The sequence below is a fragment of the Nocardioides sp. genome (assembly GCF_044226765.1).
GTDB lineage: Bacteria > Actinomycetota > Actinomycetes > Propionibacteriales > Nocardioidaceae > Nocardioides.
This window is the reverse complement of the sequence record NZ_JBGAGJ010000011.1, coordinates 69,109-83,835: the sequence shown is the minus strand read 5'-3', so window position 1 is coordinate 83,835 and position 14,727 is coordinate 69,109. Positions and strand designations below refer to the sequence as shown.

At 73.2% G+C, this 14,727-nt stretch carries 11 protein-coding genes; 3 read left to right on the top strand and 8 right to left on the bottom strand.

Annotated features, from left to right (window positions below; genetic code table 11):
* Positions 1-5 precede the first annotated feature (5 nt).
* The 5 genes from ACILRH_RS19185 to ACILRH_RS19165 form a co-directional block, all read right to left on the bottom strand.
* Entirely contained in the window at positions 6-2,693 is a 2,688-nt protein-coding gene (locus ACILRH_RS19185; RefSeq protein ID WP_395695670.1) for an FtsX-like permease family protein, read from the bottom strand.
* Positions 2,690-5,860: an FtsX-like permease family protein gene (locus ACILRH_RS19180; RefSeq protein WP_395695669.1), complete on the bottom strand. Its 3,171-nt coding sequence runs from the start codon at positions 5,858-5,860 to the stop codon at positions 2,690-2,692. The genes ACILRH_RS19185 and ACILRH_RS19180 overlap by 4 nt, the downstream gene beginning before the upstream one ends.
* Positions 5,861-5,867: 7 nt before the next feature.
* Positions 5,868-6,518: an ABC transporter ATP-binding protein gene (locus tag ACILRH_RS19175; protein ID WP_395695668.1), complete on the bottom strand. Its 651-nt coding sequence runs from the start codon at positions 6,516-6,518 to the stop codon at positions 5,868-5,870.
* Between the two features lie 20 nt (positions 6,519-6,538).
* A complete protein-coding gene (locus ACILRH_RS19170; RefSeq protein WP_395695667.1) occupies positions 6,539-7,462 on the bottom strand; it encodes an ATP-binding cassette domain-containing protein in 924 nt (307 codons plus the stop codon).
* 232 nt (positions 7,463-7,694) lie between these two features.
* Complete coding sequence (locus ACILRH_RS19165; RefSeq protein ID WP_395695666.1) at positions 7,695-8,099, bottom strand: GNAT family N-acetyltransferase; 405 nt, start codon at positions 8,097-8,099, stop codon at positions 7,695-7,697.
* A 393-nt stretch (positions 8,100-8,492) separates the two neighbouring features.
* On the opposite strand from ACILRH_RS19165, the gene ACILRH_RS19160 reads away from it, so the two are divergent.
* Entirely contained in the window at positions 8,493-8,996 is a 504-nt protein-coding gene (locus ACILRH_RS19160; protein WP_395695665.1) for a GNAT family N-acetyltransferase, read from the top strand.
* 289 nt (positions 8,997-9,285) lie between these two features.
* Here the strand turns inward: ACILRH_RS19160 and ACILRH_RS19155 are convergent, their stop codons facing one another.
* From ACILRH_RS19155 to ACILRH_RS19145, 3 genes are all read right to left on the bottom strand, one after another.
* Positions 9,286-10,569: an alpha/beta fold hydrolase gene (locus ACILRH_RS19155; protein ID WP_395695664.1), complete on the bottom strand. Its 1,284-nt coding sequence runs from the start codon at positions 10,567-10,569 to the stop codon at positions 9,286-9,288.
* Positions 10,570-10,646: 77 nt separating this feature from the next.
* Positions 10,647-12,218, bottom strand: a complete 1,572-nt coding sequence (locus tag ACILRH_RS19150; protein ID WP_395695663.1) for an MFS transporter — start codon at positions 12,216-12,218, stop codon at positions 10,647-10,649.
* A gap of 75 nt (positions 12,219-12,293) precedes the next feature.
* Positions 12,294-12,608 carry a YciI family protein gene (locus ACILRH_RS19145; RefSeq protein WP_395695662.1) on the bottom strand — a complete coding sequence of 105 codons (315 nt, stop codon included), beginning with the start codon at positions 12,606-12,608 and terminating at the stop codon, positions 12,294-12,296.
* A gap of 112 nt (positions 12,609-12,720) precedes the next feature.
* Between ACILRH_RS19145 and ACILRH_RS19140 the strand changes: the two genes are divergently transcribed.
* Both ACILRH_RS19140 and ACILRH_RS19135 read left to right on the top strand, forming a co-directional pair.
* Positions 12,721-13,611 (top strand): LysR family transcriptional regulator, encoded by an 891-nt coding sequence (locus ACILRH_RS19140; RefSeq protein ID WP_395695661.1) that lies wholly within the window; start codon positions 12,721-12,723, stop codon positions 13,609-13,611.
* A 111-nt stretch (positions 13,612-13,722) separates the two neighbouring features.
* The gene (locus ACILRH_RS19135) at positions 13,723-14,706 is read left to right on the top strand and encodes a phosphotransferase (RefSeq protein ID WP_395695660.1); all 984 of its coding nucleotides are present in this window, start codon (positions 13,723-13,725) and stop codon (positions 14,704-14,706) included.
* Positions 14,707-14,727 lie beyond the last annotated feature (21 nt).

Below are 14,727 nucleotides of genomic sequence, written 5' to 3'. Positions count from 1 at the left end.
ACTGCTCAGCTGCGCAGCAGCTCGGCCAGGACCCGTCGGCGCACGCCCCGCCACTCCGACAGCGCGACGACGCCCGCGCTGAGCACCACGGCGCAGGCCGCGAGCAGGCTCCACCACGGCAGGACCACCTGCGGCGGCACCGCCTGACCGGTGATCCGTTGCAGCGACAGGGAGCCGGCGGTGGCGAGCACGCTGACGAGGCCGAGCGCGAGGCCGGTGAGGGCTGCGACAGCCGTCGTCGTCAGGAGCTCACCGGACAGCACGCGGCGCAGGTCGCGGTCCGCCAGGCCGAGCGAGCGCAGCCGTCCGAGCGACAGGCGGCGGGCCGGGGCCTCGGCGGCGGCAGCGAGGACCACGCCGAGGACGGCGAAGACCAGGAGCGGCACGGACGCCGCGGCGGCGAGAGCGACCACCGAGGAGGCGAGCGGGTCGTGCCGGCGCGCGTCCAGCTCGTCGGCGTACGTCGTGACCGATCCGCCGACACCGATCGTCCGGAGCGCCGGGCCCGCACCCGGCCCGACCGCCCACACGGTGTCGGGTGTCGCGAGGACCCCGGCCCGACCCAGGTCACCGGCGTCCACGACCACCACCGGGGCGGCCGAGGCCTCCACGCGGGGAGCCGTGCCAACGACGTCGAGCTGCACCGAGCTGTCCCGCCACTGCAGGACCGGGTGCTCGCGCAGGTCGGCCGAGCCTCCGAGCAGCAGCGCCGGCACCTGGTCCGCACGGCTGCCGCCGAGCCTGGCCATCTGGGGCGCGTCGGGCAGCGGGCTGCTCGCGAGGAGCCGTTCGTAGGCCGCCGCGTCGACGACCACCAGCCGCACCGGCGCCGCCGTGCGGTCCGAGACGAGCCGCGCGCCGTCGTCGACGAGCCCCGCGGCGGCGGCCTGCACCCCGGGTGCGTGGGCGACCTGGCGGACCGCTGACCGCAGGCCCGCCTGCGGAGCCGGCCTCAGGCGCGCGTCACCGCCGACGGCGAGCAGGGCCCCAGCCTCCTGACCCTGGTGCTCGGTCGCGGCCAGCGCGACGCCGAACGTGAGCTGCGCGACGGCCACCGAGACCGCGAGCACCGGGAGCACCCGCCCGGCCGTCTGGCTCAGGCGGGCGGCGACGAGCAGCCCGACGCCGTCCACCGAGCGGCGCGCCGCCCGCAGGCCGACCCGCACCGCCGGCGCCAGCAGCCGGACCACGACCACGGTGCCGGCGACCGCGCACAGCGTGGCCGCGGCGGCGCCCGTCAGGCCTCCCCACCCGCTCTGCCCGACGACGCCGCGCTGTCGCAGGGCGGCGAAGGACAGCGCCGCCGCGACCAGCACGGTGACCTCCACCGCCAGCCTCCGGGCCCGCCGCGAGCGGTCGAGCACCCGCCGGGCCGACCGGTTCGCCGGCGCCCTGCGGACGCTCGTCGAGCGCGCGGCCACGACGCCGCCGTACACCGGTGCCGCGAGGACGGCGACGACGGTGACCGGCACGGCCCACACCCACCCCGCCCCGCCGGCCAGCAGGTCCGCGACGACGAGCCCGAGCGTGGTGCCGACGGCCGCCACGAGGACGGACTCGACGAGGAGCTCGCCCGCGACCTCCCCCAGCGAGGCGCCCCGCTCGCGGGCGACGACGATCGGGCCGCGCCGGCGGGTGACCAGCAGCTGCGCCGCCAGCGCGAGCACCAGCAGGGCGCAGGTGACGAGTCCGACCAGGACGACCTGCGCCTGGCCCTGGGCCGCCGTGACCTGGTCGCGAGCGTCGGTGAGCACGGCGCCGAGCGCGCTGTCCCAGGTGAGGCCGGTCGCCGTCGCGTCCGCGGACACCTGGAGGTGCGCGACCTCGCGCGTGATCGCCTCGGTGCTGCGCCAACGCACCACGGCCGACCGGGTCGGGAAGGTGACGTGCCGGGCGAGCTCGTTGGACGGTACGGCGAGCTGCAGGTCCGGCAGCGACTCCCTCGTCACCAGGGCGCCGCCGGTGACCTGCTCGACACCCTGGAGATCGCCACGCGCCGGGTCGAGCAGCTCGGGCGAGAGCCGCCACGCTGCCGCGTCCGGATCGGTCGCGGCGTAGACGCCACTGACCCGGATCCTGACCGGCTGGTGCTGGTCGTCCTCGCCCGGCAGGCGGTCGCCGGGCCCGATCGCGAGCGCCCGCGCCACCGGGCGGGAGACGGCCACCTCGACCGGCCACGGCGGGCCCCCCGGCTCCACCTCGACGGGACCCTTGTCCGCCGGGGCGCCTGGCCGTGGGGCCCGTCCCTCCAGGTACCTCACGGCGGGCGAGCCCTGCGGGGTGTCGAGGTAGGTCAGCACGAGGTAGCGGCCGGGGCCCTGGTCCAGCAGGTGGATCTGCGGCGTCGTGACCGTGGCGATCCCGGGATCCAGCATCGCGGCCAGACCGGCCGGCAGGGCGGCCCGCGCCCGGTCCGCGGTCTCACGGACCCGGTCGGGCGCGCCGGGGTCCCGGGCGATGTCGACCGAGCCGTAGGGATCGCGCGGCGGGGTGGCGACCACGGCGCCGTCCAGGCCGGCGTCCTGCACGGCCGTCGCGACCGCGCGGTCGGCCGCACGGTCGCCCACGGGTGCGACCGACGCGGTCAGGAGGGTGGTGACCGCGACGACCAGTCCCATCAGGACCAGGAGACGCACGTCGCTGCGCAGCCGCCCGGCGATCGTCGGCCCGTGCAGGCGTGGCCGCCGGATCATGCCGCGTCCCCTGGTGTCGGCCGCGCCGGGTCGGCCCGACGGACGTGCGCGACGGTGAGGGCGGTGGCGATCGCCAGGACGCCGACCGCCGCCGCGCCCACCAGCAGCAGCTCGGCCGGCCAGGGCCACACCTCGACGGCCGGCGGGACCGGCGCGCCGCCGAGTTCCGAGCGGATCAGCTCCGGGCTCAGCGCCCACGCCGTCACCCGACCGACCAGCGCGCCGACGAGCACCACCGGGAGGAGGAACACGGCGTTCTCGGTGACCAGCACGCGCCGGGCCTCACGCGAGGACAGTCCCAGTGCTCGCAGGCGGGACACCTCCGTCGTACGCCGGTGCCGATCGCTGGCCAGCAGCAGGCCGGCGCTGAGGAGCAGCAGCAGGGCCGCGGCGACGACGAGGGTCAGCAGTGCGGTCGGCAGGGCGATCCGCAGGGGCCCGGTGGCGAGCTGGGCGGCCAGCTCGCTGCGGGTGGTGACCTCGCCGATCCCGAGCTCCTCGGCCGCTCGCACCGTCCGCGGCGACGGATCGGCGATCCACCACGCGTCGATGCCGGGGTCGAGGTCACCCGCGTCGACGAGCGCGCGGCTCAGCAGGTCGACGTCGGCGAGCACCGCGAGCCGCCCGGGCGCGGACGGCACGTCGGGCACGACGGCCACCACCTCGAGCGGGATCCGCTTGGTGTCGATGCTCGCGGTCAACCGGCCCCCGACCGGGGCGCCCACGGCGTCGGCCAGGTCCTCGGAGACGGCCACCGGCACGGCGGCCGGTGCCGGGATGGCGGTCACGAGGAGCTCGTTGGTCGAGTAGCCGAAGTAGGCGAGGTTCGCCCGGGCCGTGGTCCGGACGATGGTGCTCGCGGCGACGGACCGGACCGCGACGTCCGCGTGGGACAGCAGCCCGCTGTCCTCGGGCCCCGCCGGGAGCACGGCCCACGTCGCTGTGTCGGCCGGGGACGCCCGGCCGGGGAGCCGGAGCGACACCGACACGGGCGCCGGCGTCGTCACGGGGATGCCGGGGCCGTCGAGCCCGAGGCGTACGCCGACCAGCTCCTGTCCCCGGGTGATCGCGCCGGTCCACGACACCCGGTGGGACCGCCCGTCCATGGGCACCGGGAGAGCGGCCACGGAGCTGCGGAGGCCGGCCGCGTCCTGGAGGACCGCCGTCACGGTGACCTGGAGGTCCGCTCGAGCGGGCGCTGTCGCCTCGACCTCGACGCCCGCGCCGTCCTTGCGCAGTGGAAGGCCGTGCACCGGCTCCGACGGGGCGATCTCGTCCCCGACCTGCCCCCAGGTGGTCCCGCCGCCGAGCCGCCCGGCCAGCAGCTGCTCGGCGTGCGTGGCGTCCACGCCCACCAGCACCGGAGGGTCACCGCCCTGGCCGACGAAGGTGCCGAGCGTCAGCGGGCGGTCGACGACCGGCGAGACGGTGCCGTCCAGCGCACCCCGCCGTACCGCGGCCTCGACCGCCGTCGTCGCGCGCTGGCCGGCGGTCGCGGCCGGGACGATGGACAGGTCGGTGCCCAGGAGCAGCGCCGCCTGGTCGTCCTGGGACTGCTCCCAGGTCGCCCGCAACCCGATCCCGAACGTCCCGGCTGCGACGGCCGCCGCGATGGCGACCATCGCCGTGCCCGAGTGCGGGCGTCGCGCGGCCTGCTGGGCCGCGAGCGGCACGACCAGGCCCCGCGAGCGGGTCGCGGCCCGGGCGGCGGCGCCGAGGGCGACCGGCACCAGGCGGGTCGCGAGCACGGTGACCGCGGCCAGGCAGAGCACCGGCGCGGCCGTCACGACGGCGTCGGCGTTCGTGGTCGGCTGCGACCGCACCTGCCACCAGCAGGCGACCGCCACGGCCACGAGCAGGGCGTCGAGCCCGCCCCTGACCGCCCGGCGCCGACTGAGCCGGTCCGTCGCGGTGCCCGTGTCGAGGGCAGTGACGACGAGGGTGCCGGCGAGCAGGATGCTGGTGACCAGCACGCCGGCGACCAGCGGGACCGTGACCACCGGGTGCTGGGCCAGCCCGGCCGCGCGCATGCCCGGCAGGTGCGTGAGCGCGGCGTGGGTGAGGGCCGCGGCAGGGACGGCCACCACCGCGGCAGCGGCCGAGAGCAGACCGGCCTCCGCGAGGGCGGCCGTGAGCTGCTGGCGTCGGCTCTGCCCCAGGGCCACGAGCAGGACGCGCTCGTCGTCTCGGCGTGACGCGACGAGCCAGCCGGCGAGGATCGCGGCCACGACGGCGAGAGCCGCGCCGAGCAGCACGACCACGAGCACGGTCGACCGGGTCGTGTCCTGCTGCGCATCGATCCTGGCGAGCGTGCTCGGCAGGTCCGACCCCACCCGCGTGATCCGCACCCGGTCCCCGACGCCGGCGGTCAGGAGGGTCGAGGCGCGACCGAGGCCCCCGACCGCGTCGTCCAGCCGGGAGCGGTCGGCCAGGGAGAGCGTCGGGCTCGCGGTGACCCGGAGGCCGGTGACGTAGGAGCCGCTGGCGCGGAACGCGTCGTCGCCGACCACGACCGGGCCGTACGCCTGGAGCCGGCGCGATCCGATGGGCCAGTCGGCGGAGTGTCCCTGCCCGTGCAGGGGATCGGTGCCCCACTGGCCGTCCAGGCGCGGCTGGAACGTGCCCACGACCACGACGGTGACCGGCTCGGCCGCGCTCGTCACGCCAGTCAGCCCGACCTCGTCGCCCAGCGAGAGGGTGTCGCCCACGCGCAGGCCGAGCTGCCGGGCGGCGCTGGCCGGCAGCACCGCCTCGGGTCGGGCGGGGCTCGAGCCACGGGGCCAGCGTCCGGAGACCAGCGTCGCTCGGGCGGCGAGGTCGTCGTCGGTGGCGAGGTGGGCGACCCGGTCGTGGCCGAGCTCTCGCATCGGGCCCACGGCGTCGGAGGTGACGGTGGGGCGCAGCGCGGCCAGGTCGTCGGTGACGATGCGCGTGGCCAGGGTCCGAGCGTCCTGGAGCTCGCTGCCGGGGAGGTCGACCAGGTAGGCGGTGACGTCGACGTCCGCGGGCTGCGTGCGCTCGACCTCGGCGTCGAAGGCCCGAGCCTGGGTCACGCTCACCAGCAGGATGCAGACCCCCACGAGGCACGCGGAGGCGGCGATCAGCCCGACGACGGCGGCGAGCATCCCTCCCTGGACGCGGGCACGCCGGAGGCCGAGGGTCAGCACGGGCCCGTCATCTCAGCCGTGGACCTGGCCGTCGGCGATCGTGAGGACGCGGTCGGCGAGCGCCATCATCGTCGGGTCGTGGGTGGCCACGACCGCCGTGATCTGCTCGGAGTCCACGATGGCCCGCAGCAGCGCCATCACGGCCACGCCGGTCTCGGCGTCGAGCTGGCCGGTCGGCGAGAGCTCGCGCGATCGCGACCCGCTGCTGCTGGCCGCCGGAGAGCTCGCCGGGCAGCTGCTGGGCGTGGTCGCGCAGCCCGACGAGGTCCAGCAGCAGCTCGACGCGCTGCTCGCGCTCGGCCACCGGCATCCGCCGCATCCGCAGGGGCACGCCGACGTTCTCGCTCGCCGTCAGTGCCGGGATCAGTCCGAACGTCTGGAACACGTAGGAGATGTGCTCGCGGCGCAGGCGGCTGAGCCCGGCGTCGTCCAAGGCCGTCAGGTCCGCGCCCACCACCTGCAGCGTCCCGCTGTCCGGCTGGTCCAGGCCGCCCAGCAGGTTGAGCAGCGTGGTCTTGCCCGAGCCAGACCGGCCCGCCACCGCGACCATCTCCCCGGGCCCCACGTCGAACGAGACCTCGCGCAGCGCGTGGATCGTGGTGGGTCCCGAGCCGTAGGTGCGGCTCAGCGACCGCGCCACGATCACGGGGTCGGCCACGGGATCCTGCCCGGGAGAGGTCACGCGCCCTCGCCCCGGTCGTCCGAGCGGATCTCCACGTGGTCGGCCGTCAGCGCCAGCCGGACCCGACGGGACAGGGCGAGGGCCTCGCGGAACTCCCGCGGCACCTGCACCCGACCGGCGCGGTCCATGACGGCGTACTCCTCGGCGGTGCCCGGGGCGTGCTCGGTCGCGCCCTCGCGCAGCGTCTCGCTGCTCGTCCTCCCGTCGCGGATCGCGATGCTGCGCGCCACCTGCCCGCTCACCCCGGTGTCGTGCGTGACGATCACGACCGTGGCCCCGAGCTCGCGGTTGGCGGTACGCAGGGCCGTGAAGACCTCCGCGGCCGTCTCGGTGTCCAGCTCGCCCGTCGGCTCGTCGGCGAGGAGCACGCGCGGCCGGTTCGCGAGGGCGACCGCGAGCGCGACCCGCTGCTGCTGGCCCCCCGACATCTGGTGGGGCCGGCGGTCGGCACAGTCGGCGACCCCGAGCGTCTCGAGGACGCTCTCGGCGCGGCCGCGCCGCTGCTTGCGGGGTACGCCGGCGATCGTCAGCGGCAGGTCGACCATCTGCCGCGCCGTCAGGTAGGGCACCAGGTTCTGCGTCGACTGCTGGCGCACGAACCCCACCACGTGCCGGCGGTAGCGGACCCGGTCGGAGCGGCTCATGTCCACCAGGTCCTGCCCAGCCACCCGGGCCCGGCCGGCCGTCGGTGCGTCGACGCCGGCGAGCACCTGCAGCAGCGTCGACTTCCCGGAGCCGGACGCCCCGACGAGCGCGACCATCTCGCCCTCGTGCACCAGCAGGTCGAGGCCCTGCAGCGCCTGCACCTCGACGCTCTCGGTCTGGTAGATCCGCACCAGGTTGTCGCACACGATCAGCGCGTCGTGCCCGAACTCCGCCTCTCGCGGCGCGGCCGCAGGCAACGCGAGCTCAGGTCCCATGCGTTCCTCCCCCGTCGACGACTGCGCGACGGACCGGGCGGTCCGCATCCTGGGTGTGCGCGCGGAACCGCTGGGACGTCGCTGGTTCGGACAGGTGGCCCGATCCGTTGACCTCCAGACAAGATATGCGCTACCGACGCAGGCGGTGGCCGATTACGTCCGGGCCGCACGCCCGGACCCGTCGGCACCGGATCAGCCCCGTGCTGGGCACGAACACACAGCGCTCTGGGACTCAGAGCTCCTTGCGGAAGTGCACGTCCGCGGCTCCCACCACGGGCACGTCCTCCCAGCGGAAGATCTCGCGGTACCCGTGGCGCTCGTAGAAGCCCGGGGCCTGGAACGTGAACGAAGTGACGAACACGTGGGTGCACCCGCGGGTCATGGCCTCGGCCTCGAACTCGGCGAGCAGCCTGCCGCCCAACCCCGCACCGCGCGTGTCCGCCCGCACCCACGTCATGCCGATCCCAGCCGCGACGCCCCACGTCCACCCGCTCATGCCGGCGGCGAGCTCGCCCGCGCCGTCTTGGATCCGCACGGTCAGCTCCCGGGCAGGCGCGGTGCCTCGCGTCGCCTCCGCGTTCACCACGTCGAGCTCGTCGGACAGCCGTTGGTCCAGCTGGGCGTCAGCCTCGCCCACGCTGCGACGGTATCGGGGGGCGTTGTCGCCAGAGCTGGTCGTGATGTCTTCCGCTGCCATGGGGCGGATCGTGCCACGCACACGGGGCGCAGCAGCCACCCCCAGCTCCGGGCGGCAGCTGGTCAACGAGGCGAGAACGCCCCGCCGCCGACCATCCCGACGAGAGGGCTGGTGTTCGTCGGGGCAGCCCACGGGATCGTCGTCTGCGAGGGCTTCGCGTCTCTTCTGCGAACTCGTTCGCGGAGCTGCACCCGAGGCGGCCAGAATCTGCACCCGTCACCCGTGCGACCGAGGAGGGACTGACCAGATGATCCCTGAGGACGCCGACGGCCTCCCCGTCGTCATCCGCGTCAGGGCAGCGGCTGGCGACGACACACAGTCGGGCGTCGGCACGTGAGGAGCTACCCGACATCGCACATCGAGATCCACCAGGTCAGGTCGGACTCCCGGCAGGCGCGCGCCGCCGTGCGGTCGTACCTGGTCGACGTCGCCGGCCGCTACTACGGCAGACCAGCCACCGAGAGCGAGGTGGCCGACGCGCTCGCCCTGCACCCGCTCGAGGGGCTCGAGCCGCCGGCCGGCATGTTCCTGGTGGCGATGGACCGACTCTCCGGGGAACTCGTCGGGTGCGTCGGCCTCGCCGTGGTCGAGCCAGCCGTGGGCGAGGTTCAGCGTCTTCACGTGGTGGCGTCCCACCGGCGTCGTGGACTGGGGCGCGCCCTGCTGCTCGCGGTCGAGTCGCTCGGCCGGGAGTGGAGGCTCGAGGAACTCCGCCTCGACACCCGCCACGACCTCGTGGAGTCCCAGGCCCTCTACCGGTCGATGGGCTTCTCGGAGTCCGAACCGCACTCCGCGGGCCCGTACGCCGAGGTGTGGTTCCGCAAGCGACTCACCTGACGCACGCTTCGAGGCCGGCCCACCATCCGCCGGGCCAGCCTCGATGATTCAGCGAGGACTTCGCGTTGAGGGTACGAAGACCTCTGTGTGGGATCTGCGCGATTTCGAATCGCAGGTCAGAGGGGGTATACGTGGCCGGCGACCGCCCCTCCCGTTGACCTGGCACCGCTCAAGCGGCACCACCCCCTGATGCGAGCTGATCTTCCCCATGGCGCGTTGCCGCTGCGGAGAAAGCCGCCCGGCGAGAGCGATCTCCGCAGCGGCCGGCTTCGCCAGCTTGGTGTGACGTTCAGTCGCCGGCGTTGCTCGACATCCCTCCGCCTGACTCTCGAGGCAAGAAGGCGTTGAGCGCCTTCACCACCAGTTCCGGCCGCTCCAGGGTTGGCATGTGCGGCGTCCCGGGCATCTCTGCGTATTGCGCTCCCGCGATGTCGGCCGCGATACCGGACATCACTTGCGGGGTGGTCGACGCGTCGCTCTCACCCGCCAAGACGAGGGTGGGGGCACCGAACCCGCGGTTGCGCCCCTTGACGTCGATGGTCTTGAACGCTCGCCAGGCCGCAGCCGCATGCTCCGGATCGTGGCGTAGCACTGCGTCGCGGGCGTATCGGACGCCCCAGCCGTTGACCGCGAGGGCATCTGCGGTGAACCAGCGCACCAGCGAAGGTGCCACCTGTGCCGCCATCCCCTGGTCCTCGATCGAGCGGGCTCGGCCCTCGAACGCCTCGAAGGCGACATTGGTGGTGGCCATGAGGGTCATGGAGGCGAACCGATCCCGGTCGATCGTGGCGGCGGTCTGAACGATGCCGCCACCGTAGGAGAGGCCGACGAGGTGCGCGCGGTCCAGGCCCAGCGCGTTCATCACGTCGAACAGATCGATGGCAAGATCCGTCATCGACGAGGGGGGAGCGGCCTCAGCAGCCGAGCCGTGCCCTCGGAGGTCGTAGGCATAGACGGTGCGCCCGACTGCGAGGTCCGCGAGCACGGGCTCCCACATGCGCCAGTCGAGCCCGAGGGCGTGGACCAGCACGACCGGGGGGCCAGAGGTTCCAGCGTGCGCCACGGTCGTGACGTGGTCGCTGAGCAGAACCTGTCGTAGCGCCGGCGGAACATCGGCTCCGGCCTCGCGAAGGACGCGATCGATGACGGCGAGCGCGTTGAGTGCTCGCGGAAAGCCTGCGTAGACCGACACATGTTCGGCGACGGCCCGCAGCTCGGTCGCGGTGATGCCCTGCCCCAGAGCCGCACCGACGTGCATGGCGAGCTGCGCCCCGGTGTCGCCAAGGGCGGCAAGGACCGCGACCGTGGCGAGCTCTCGTTGCGCCATGGTCAGGTCGGACCCCGACAGTGGTCCTGCAAAGGCACCGCCGAGAAGCCACTCGCCCATCTGGGGCGATGACGAGCGGACGACGGCGAGCGCCTGGTCAGGGTCGCGATGCATCAGGCGGGCGAACTGAGCGGCTCCGCGGGGTCCGCGAGAGGTGGCGTGCCTCTGATGGTGCCCGAGCAGGTCGGCAGAGCGGCCGACCGTCATCGACTCATCGGGTGTGGAAAGAAACTGGTCGTTGTCCATGAGTGCTCTTCCTGAGGGCTGGTGGTGCGGCGGGAAGTGGGACGAGAGACTCGGTTCGGTCTCCCGGGTCGGCGGATTCACAGGGAGCGGCGGGGGTAGCTGAGGGCGGCGACGAAGCAGACGGCGAGTGCGATCGCCATGCCGTAGAAGACGGCTTGACTCGCCGTGGCGAAGTCACGGGCGACCGCCGCATGGAGATGCTCGGCGAGCGTCGGCGACAGGATGCTGGAGCTGTCCACACCGCCACGGGCGGCGTCGTGCGCAACGGCGGCGGCCTGCCCCCGCGGCACACCGAAGTCGATCAGGGAGCCGGTCAGACGCTCGGTGAGCACGGTGGTGAGCACGGTGCCGAGGACTGCGAGGCCGAGGCTGGCGGCATAGTTACGGACGGTCTGGGTGATGCCGGTGACCTCACCGTACGACGCATCGATCGAGCGGTTGACGGCGTCGGTGCTGGCCGGGCCGAGGAGCAGGCCGATGCCCGCGCCGGCCATCATGATGAACGGCCACTGAGCGCCGAGGGAGTACTCGTGCAGCCTCGAGGCCCACAGCGCGAACCCAGCGGCGGCGAGGGCACTGCCGAGGATCATCGGACGCCGGGCGCCGTCCCTGTCGAGCATCCGGCCGCCGACCTGCGCGGCGGGAGCGAAGCCGCAGAAGAGCACGAGGAGGTAGAGACCGGCCTGGTTCGCGTCGTACCCCAGGGAGGCTTGCGCGTAGAGGCTGGCGAAGAAGAACACGGGGACGAACGCGACCATGGCGAGGAACAGGACGATGTTGTCGATGACGAACTCGCGGTCGGTGAAGATCCGCACCTGGATGAGCGGCGACGCCGTCCGCAGCTCGACCACCGCGAACACGAGGAGCACGACGACGCCGCCCAGGATGCAGCCCCAGGTGGCCAGGCTCGTCCAGCCCCACGTCTGAGCCTCCTGGAAGCCGATCACGGACATCCCCATGCCGACGGCGACGAGGGCGGCTCCACGTCCGTCGATCCGCTCTGGGCGGCGGGTGCTGGGGATCTGAGCACACGCCGTGATGATCAGCGCGAGAACCGCGATCGGCACGTTGATCCAGAAGATCCCCCGCCAGGTCCACTGGGTCAGGAAGCCGCCGGCGATCGGACCGACCGAGGTGAGGGCGCCGCTGACCCCGAAGAAGACGGCCAGCGCACGTCCGCGCTCCGTCACGGGGAAAGCGGCCACGACGACAGCGAGAGCCGCGGGGATCATGACAGCGCCTGAGAAGCCCTGCAGCAACCGGAAGGTGATGATCCACACCCCGGCCATCGAGCCGTGCGGCGTGGCTCCGCACAGGGCCGAGGTGACCGCGAAGCCGGTGATCCCGAGGACGACCATCCGGCGCGGTCCCATCACGTCGGCCATGCGGCCGCCGAGCGCGAACGTCGCGGCGAGCGCCAGCAGGTAGGCGTTGACGACCCACTGCGAGCCGGTCCGACTGAGGTCGAGCTGGTCTTGGATGGCCGGCGACGCGATGGCGACGATCGTCTGGTCGATGAAGGTCATCGACACGGCGAACAGCATGGCAACCAGGGCGAGATGCTTCCTGCGCCCACCGGAGGCGGTGGTGACGAGTTCGACCGACCCGGTGGTCACGGTCGGGGTGTGGACGGGATTCGGCGTCTTCATGCCGCGTGCTCCTTGCTCCTCGATGGCGATGGTGGCGGACTTCCTGGTGTCGCGGTTGAGCTGGTCGCGCGTCGGTCAGGGGCCCGGGATGGACGCGGTGGGGTCACTCATCGGCAGAGCGAAGGGGCCGCGGGTGGGATGGAAGGCGATGACCTGGTAGGTGGCCAGCCCCTGGCGCACGAACGGGTCGGCCGCGATGACCGAGGTCAGCCGTGCGCGGCTATCGAAGCGAGCGAGGATGACGCCTCCGACGCGGGGCGCGCGGGGCCCGGAAGCGAGGAACTCGCCGGTGGCGAAGTGCTCGTCGAGAAATCGGCGGTGGGCAGGCATCGCGGCGTCCACCGCGCGCAGCGGTGCGGTGTAGCTCACGATCAGCACGTAGGACGACACGCGGTCCCCACCTGGGTCACGCGGCGTTTGCGTGGAGGTCATGCAGCAAGCCTGAGACCAACCAGCCATTGAGTCCAAGTCTTGTTCGTGCTGACATTGATAGGCTCTACTTATGGTCGACTCTCGACAGCTGCGGTACTTCCTCGCCGTCGCCCGGCGTCTGCACTTCACCCGCGCCGCGGAGGACCTGCACATCGCTCAACCCGCATTGAGTCAGGCCATCCTCCAACTCGAGCGGGAGCTGGGGGTCAAGCTGTTCGAGCGGCACAGTCGAGGGGTGTCCCTCACCACGCCCGGACAGGTGCTCGAGCGCGGGGCGGAGCGGACCCTCCGCGAGCTCGAGGTCGCAGTCGACGAGGTCCGCAGCTACGTCGGTCAGGTCACCGGACGGGTGCGGCTGGGGGCGTGGCAGTCGATGGAGGTTCGGCTCCCCGAGTTGTTGGCCGCCTTCAGGAGCGCATACCCGGCCGTCGACGTCGCCATCAACGAGATCGTCTCCGACGGCATGCTCGAGTCGGTACGCACCGGCACCCTCGACCTGGCGATGGTCGTCCAACGGGCCCACGTCAACATGTCCGGACTCGACCACGAACCCTTCATCACCGAGCCGTACGAGCTCGCCGTCTCCAGCAGCCACAGCCTGGCGCAGCGCAGGCATGTCCGCCTCAGTGAGCTGGCCGAGGAGCCCTTCGTCCTGCACCGTCCAGGATCCGCGGTCCGCGACCAGATCCTCCAAGCCTGCGCCGAAGCTGGCTTCGCGCCGCGCATCGCGCTCGAGACCGGCGAGATGAGCGCCGCGAGAGCATTCGTCGCCGCCGGGCTCGGGGTGACCATCCTTCCCCGATCGTCTCTCCTCAGCCCTGGGCCGCCGGTACACCTCGTCCAGCTCAAGCCGTTGCTGCAACGCACCTCGATCGTGGCCTGGCCCAGCAAGGGGCACGCTTCGGCAGCGGCCCGCAGCTTCCTGGACTTCACGCTCGCCCACAAGCACCTGCTCGCCTGACGCCTGTCGGGTCGGCGCCTGCTCAGCACCTGGTGGTGCAACCGTTCCGGCGACGCCCCCACGTGGTCGTCGCGGCTTGCCCGACGCGCACGAGTCCTACAGGCTGCCCTCATGACCACGGCGCCCGACCCTCGCGTCGTCCGCGCGCCGCCCGCTGCGAGCGGGGGTTCGCGCGTGCAGTGGAGCCAGATCCCCGACGTCGTTCGCGCCGCCATCGAAAGTCAGTTCGGGTCGACGGTGATCTCAGCACAGAGCCAGCCGGGTGGATTCTCGCCAGGCAGCGCAGACCGCGTCGTGCTCGCCGACGGGCGACGCGCCTTCGTCAAGGCCGTGGGCGCGGAGGTGAACCCGGACACCCCCGCGATCCACAGACGTGAGATCGCCGTGACCACGTCGCTGCCCGACGCCGGGTTCGCCCCGCGCCTGCTCGGGGCATACGACGACGGCCAGTGGGTCGCGCTCGCCTTCGAGGACGTCGACGGCCGCTCGCCGCAGATGCCGTGGAGGACCGAGGATCTGACCCGCTGCCTCATCGCGCTCGGCGAGATGGCCGTGCTGCTCTCCCCATCACCGCTGCCCGACCTGCCGCGCCTCGTCGACGCCGTGGCCGACGACTTCACTCGCTGGGACGCTCTCGCCGCCGATGTGCCGACCGACCTCGATCCCTGGGCGGTCGACCGGCTGCCCGAGCTGGCCGACCTCGGCCGCAACAGCCTCGAGGCGATGGACGGTGTCGCACTGGTGCACGGCGACATCCGTGCCGACAACCTGCTGCTCACCGACGAGGGCGTCGTCGTCGTGGACTGGCCGTGGGCGTCGCTCGGTGCGCCATGGGTCGACAGCCTCACCCTGGTGCTCAACGCGGCGGTCTTCGGCGAACACGATCCCGAGGCACAGCTGAACAGCTCGCCCGGACTCGTCGCCGCTGATCCGGACGCGATGACGGCGACCGTGGCCGGCCTGGCCGGCTACTTCTCCTGGCAGGGCCGTCAGCCCGCGCGACCGGAGATGCCGACCATCCGACGGTTCCAGCTCGCTCAAGCCGACGCCTGCCTTCGATGGCTGCGGGTCCGGCTCGACGGCGCTTCCTGGTAGTCCTCACGGCCTTGGCGCATC

What these genes read in the sequence shown, in the direction of transcription:
- ACILRH_RS19185 (WP_395695670.1), bottom strand. Translation starts at nt 2,693, where the DNA reads ATGATCCGGCGGCCACGCCTGCACGGGCCGACGATCGCCGGGCGGCTG.
- ACILRH_RS19170 (WP_395695667.1), bottom strand. Translation starts at nt 7,462, where the DNA reads ATGGGACCTGAGCTCGCGTTGCCTGCGGCCGCGCCGCGAGAGGCGGAG.
- ACILRH_RS19155 (WP_395695664.1), bottom strand. Translation starts at nt 10,569, where the DNA reads ATGGACAACGACCAGTTTCTTTCCACACCCGATGAGTCGATGACGGTC.
- ACILRH_RS19150 (WP_395695663.1), bottom strand. Translation starts at nt 12,218, where the DNA reads ATGAAGACGCCGAATCCCGTCCACACCCCGACCGTGACCACCGGGTCG.
- ACILRH_RS19140 (WP_395695661.1), top strand. Translation starts at nt 12,721, where the DNA reads ATGGTCGACTCTCGACAGCTGCGGTACTTCCTCGCCGTCGCCCGGCGT.
- ACILRH_RS19135 (WP_395695660.1), top strand. Translation starts at nt 13,723, where the DNA reads ATGACCACGGCGCCCGACCCTCGCGTCGTCCGCGCGCCGCCCGCTGCG.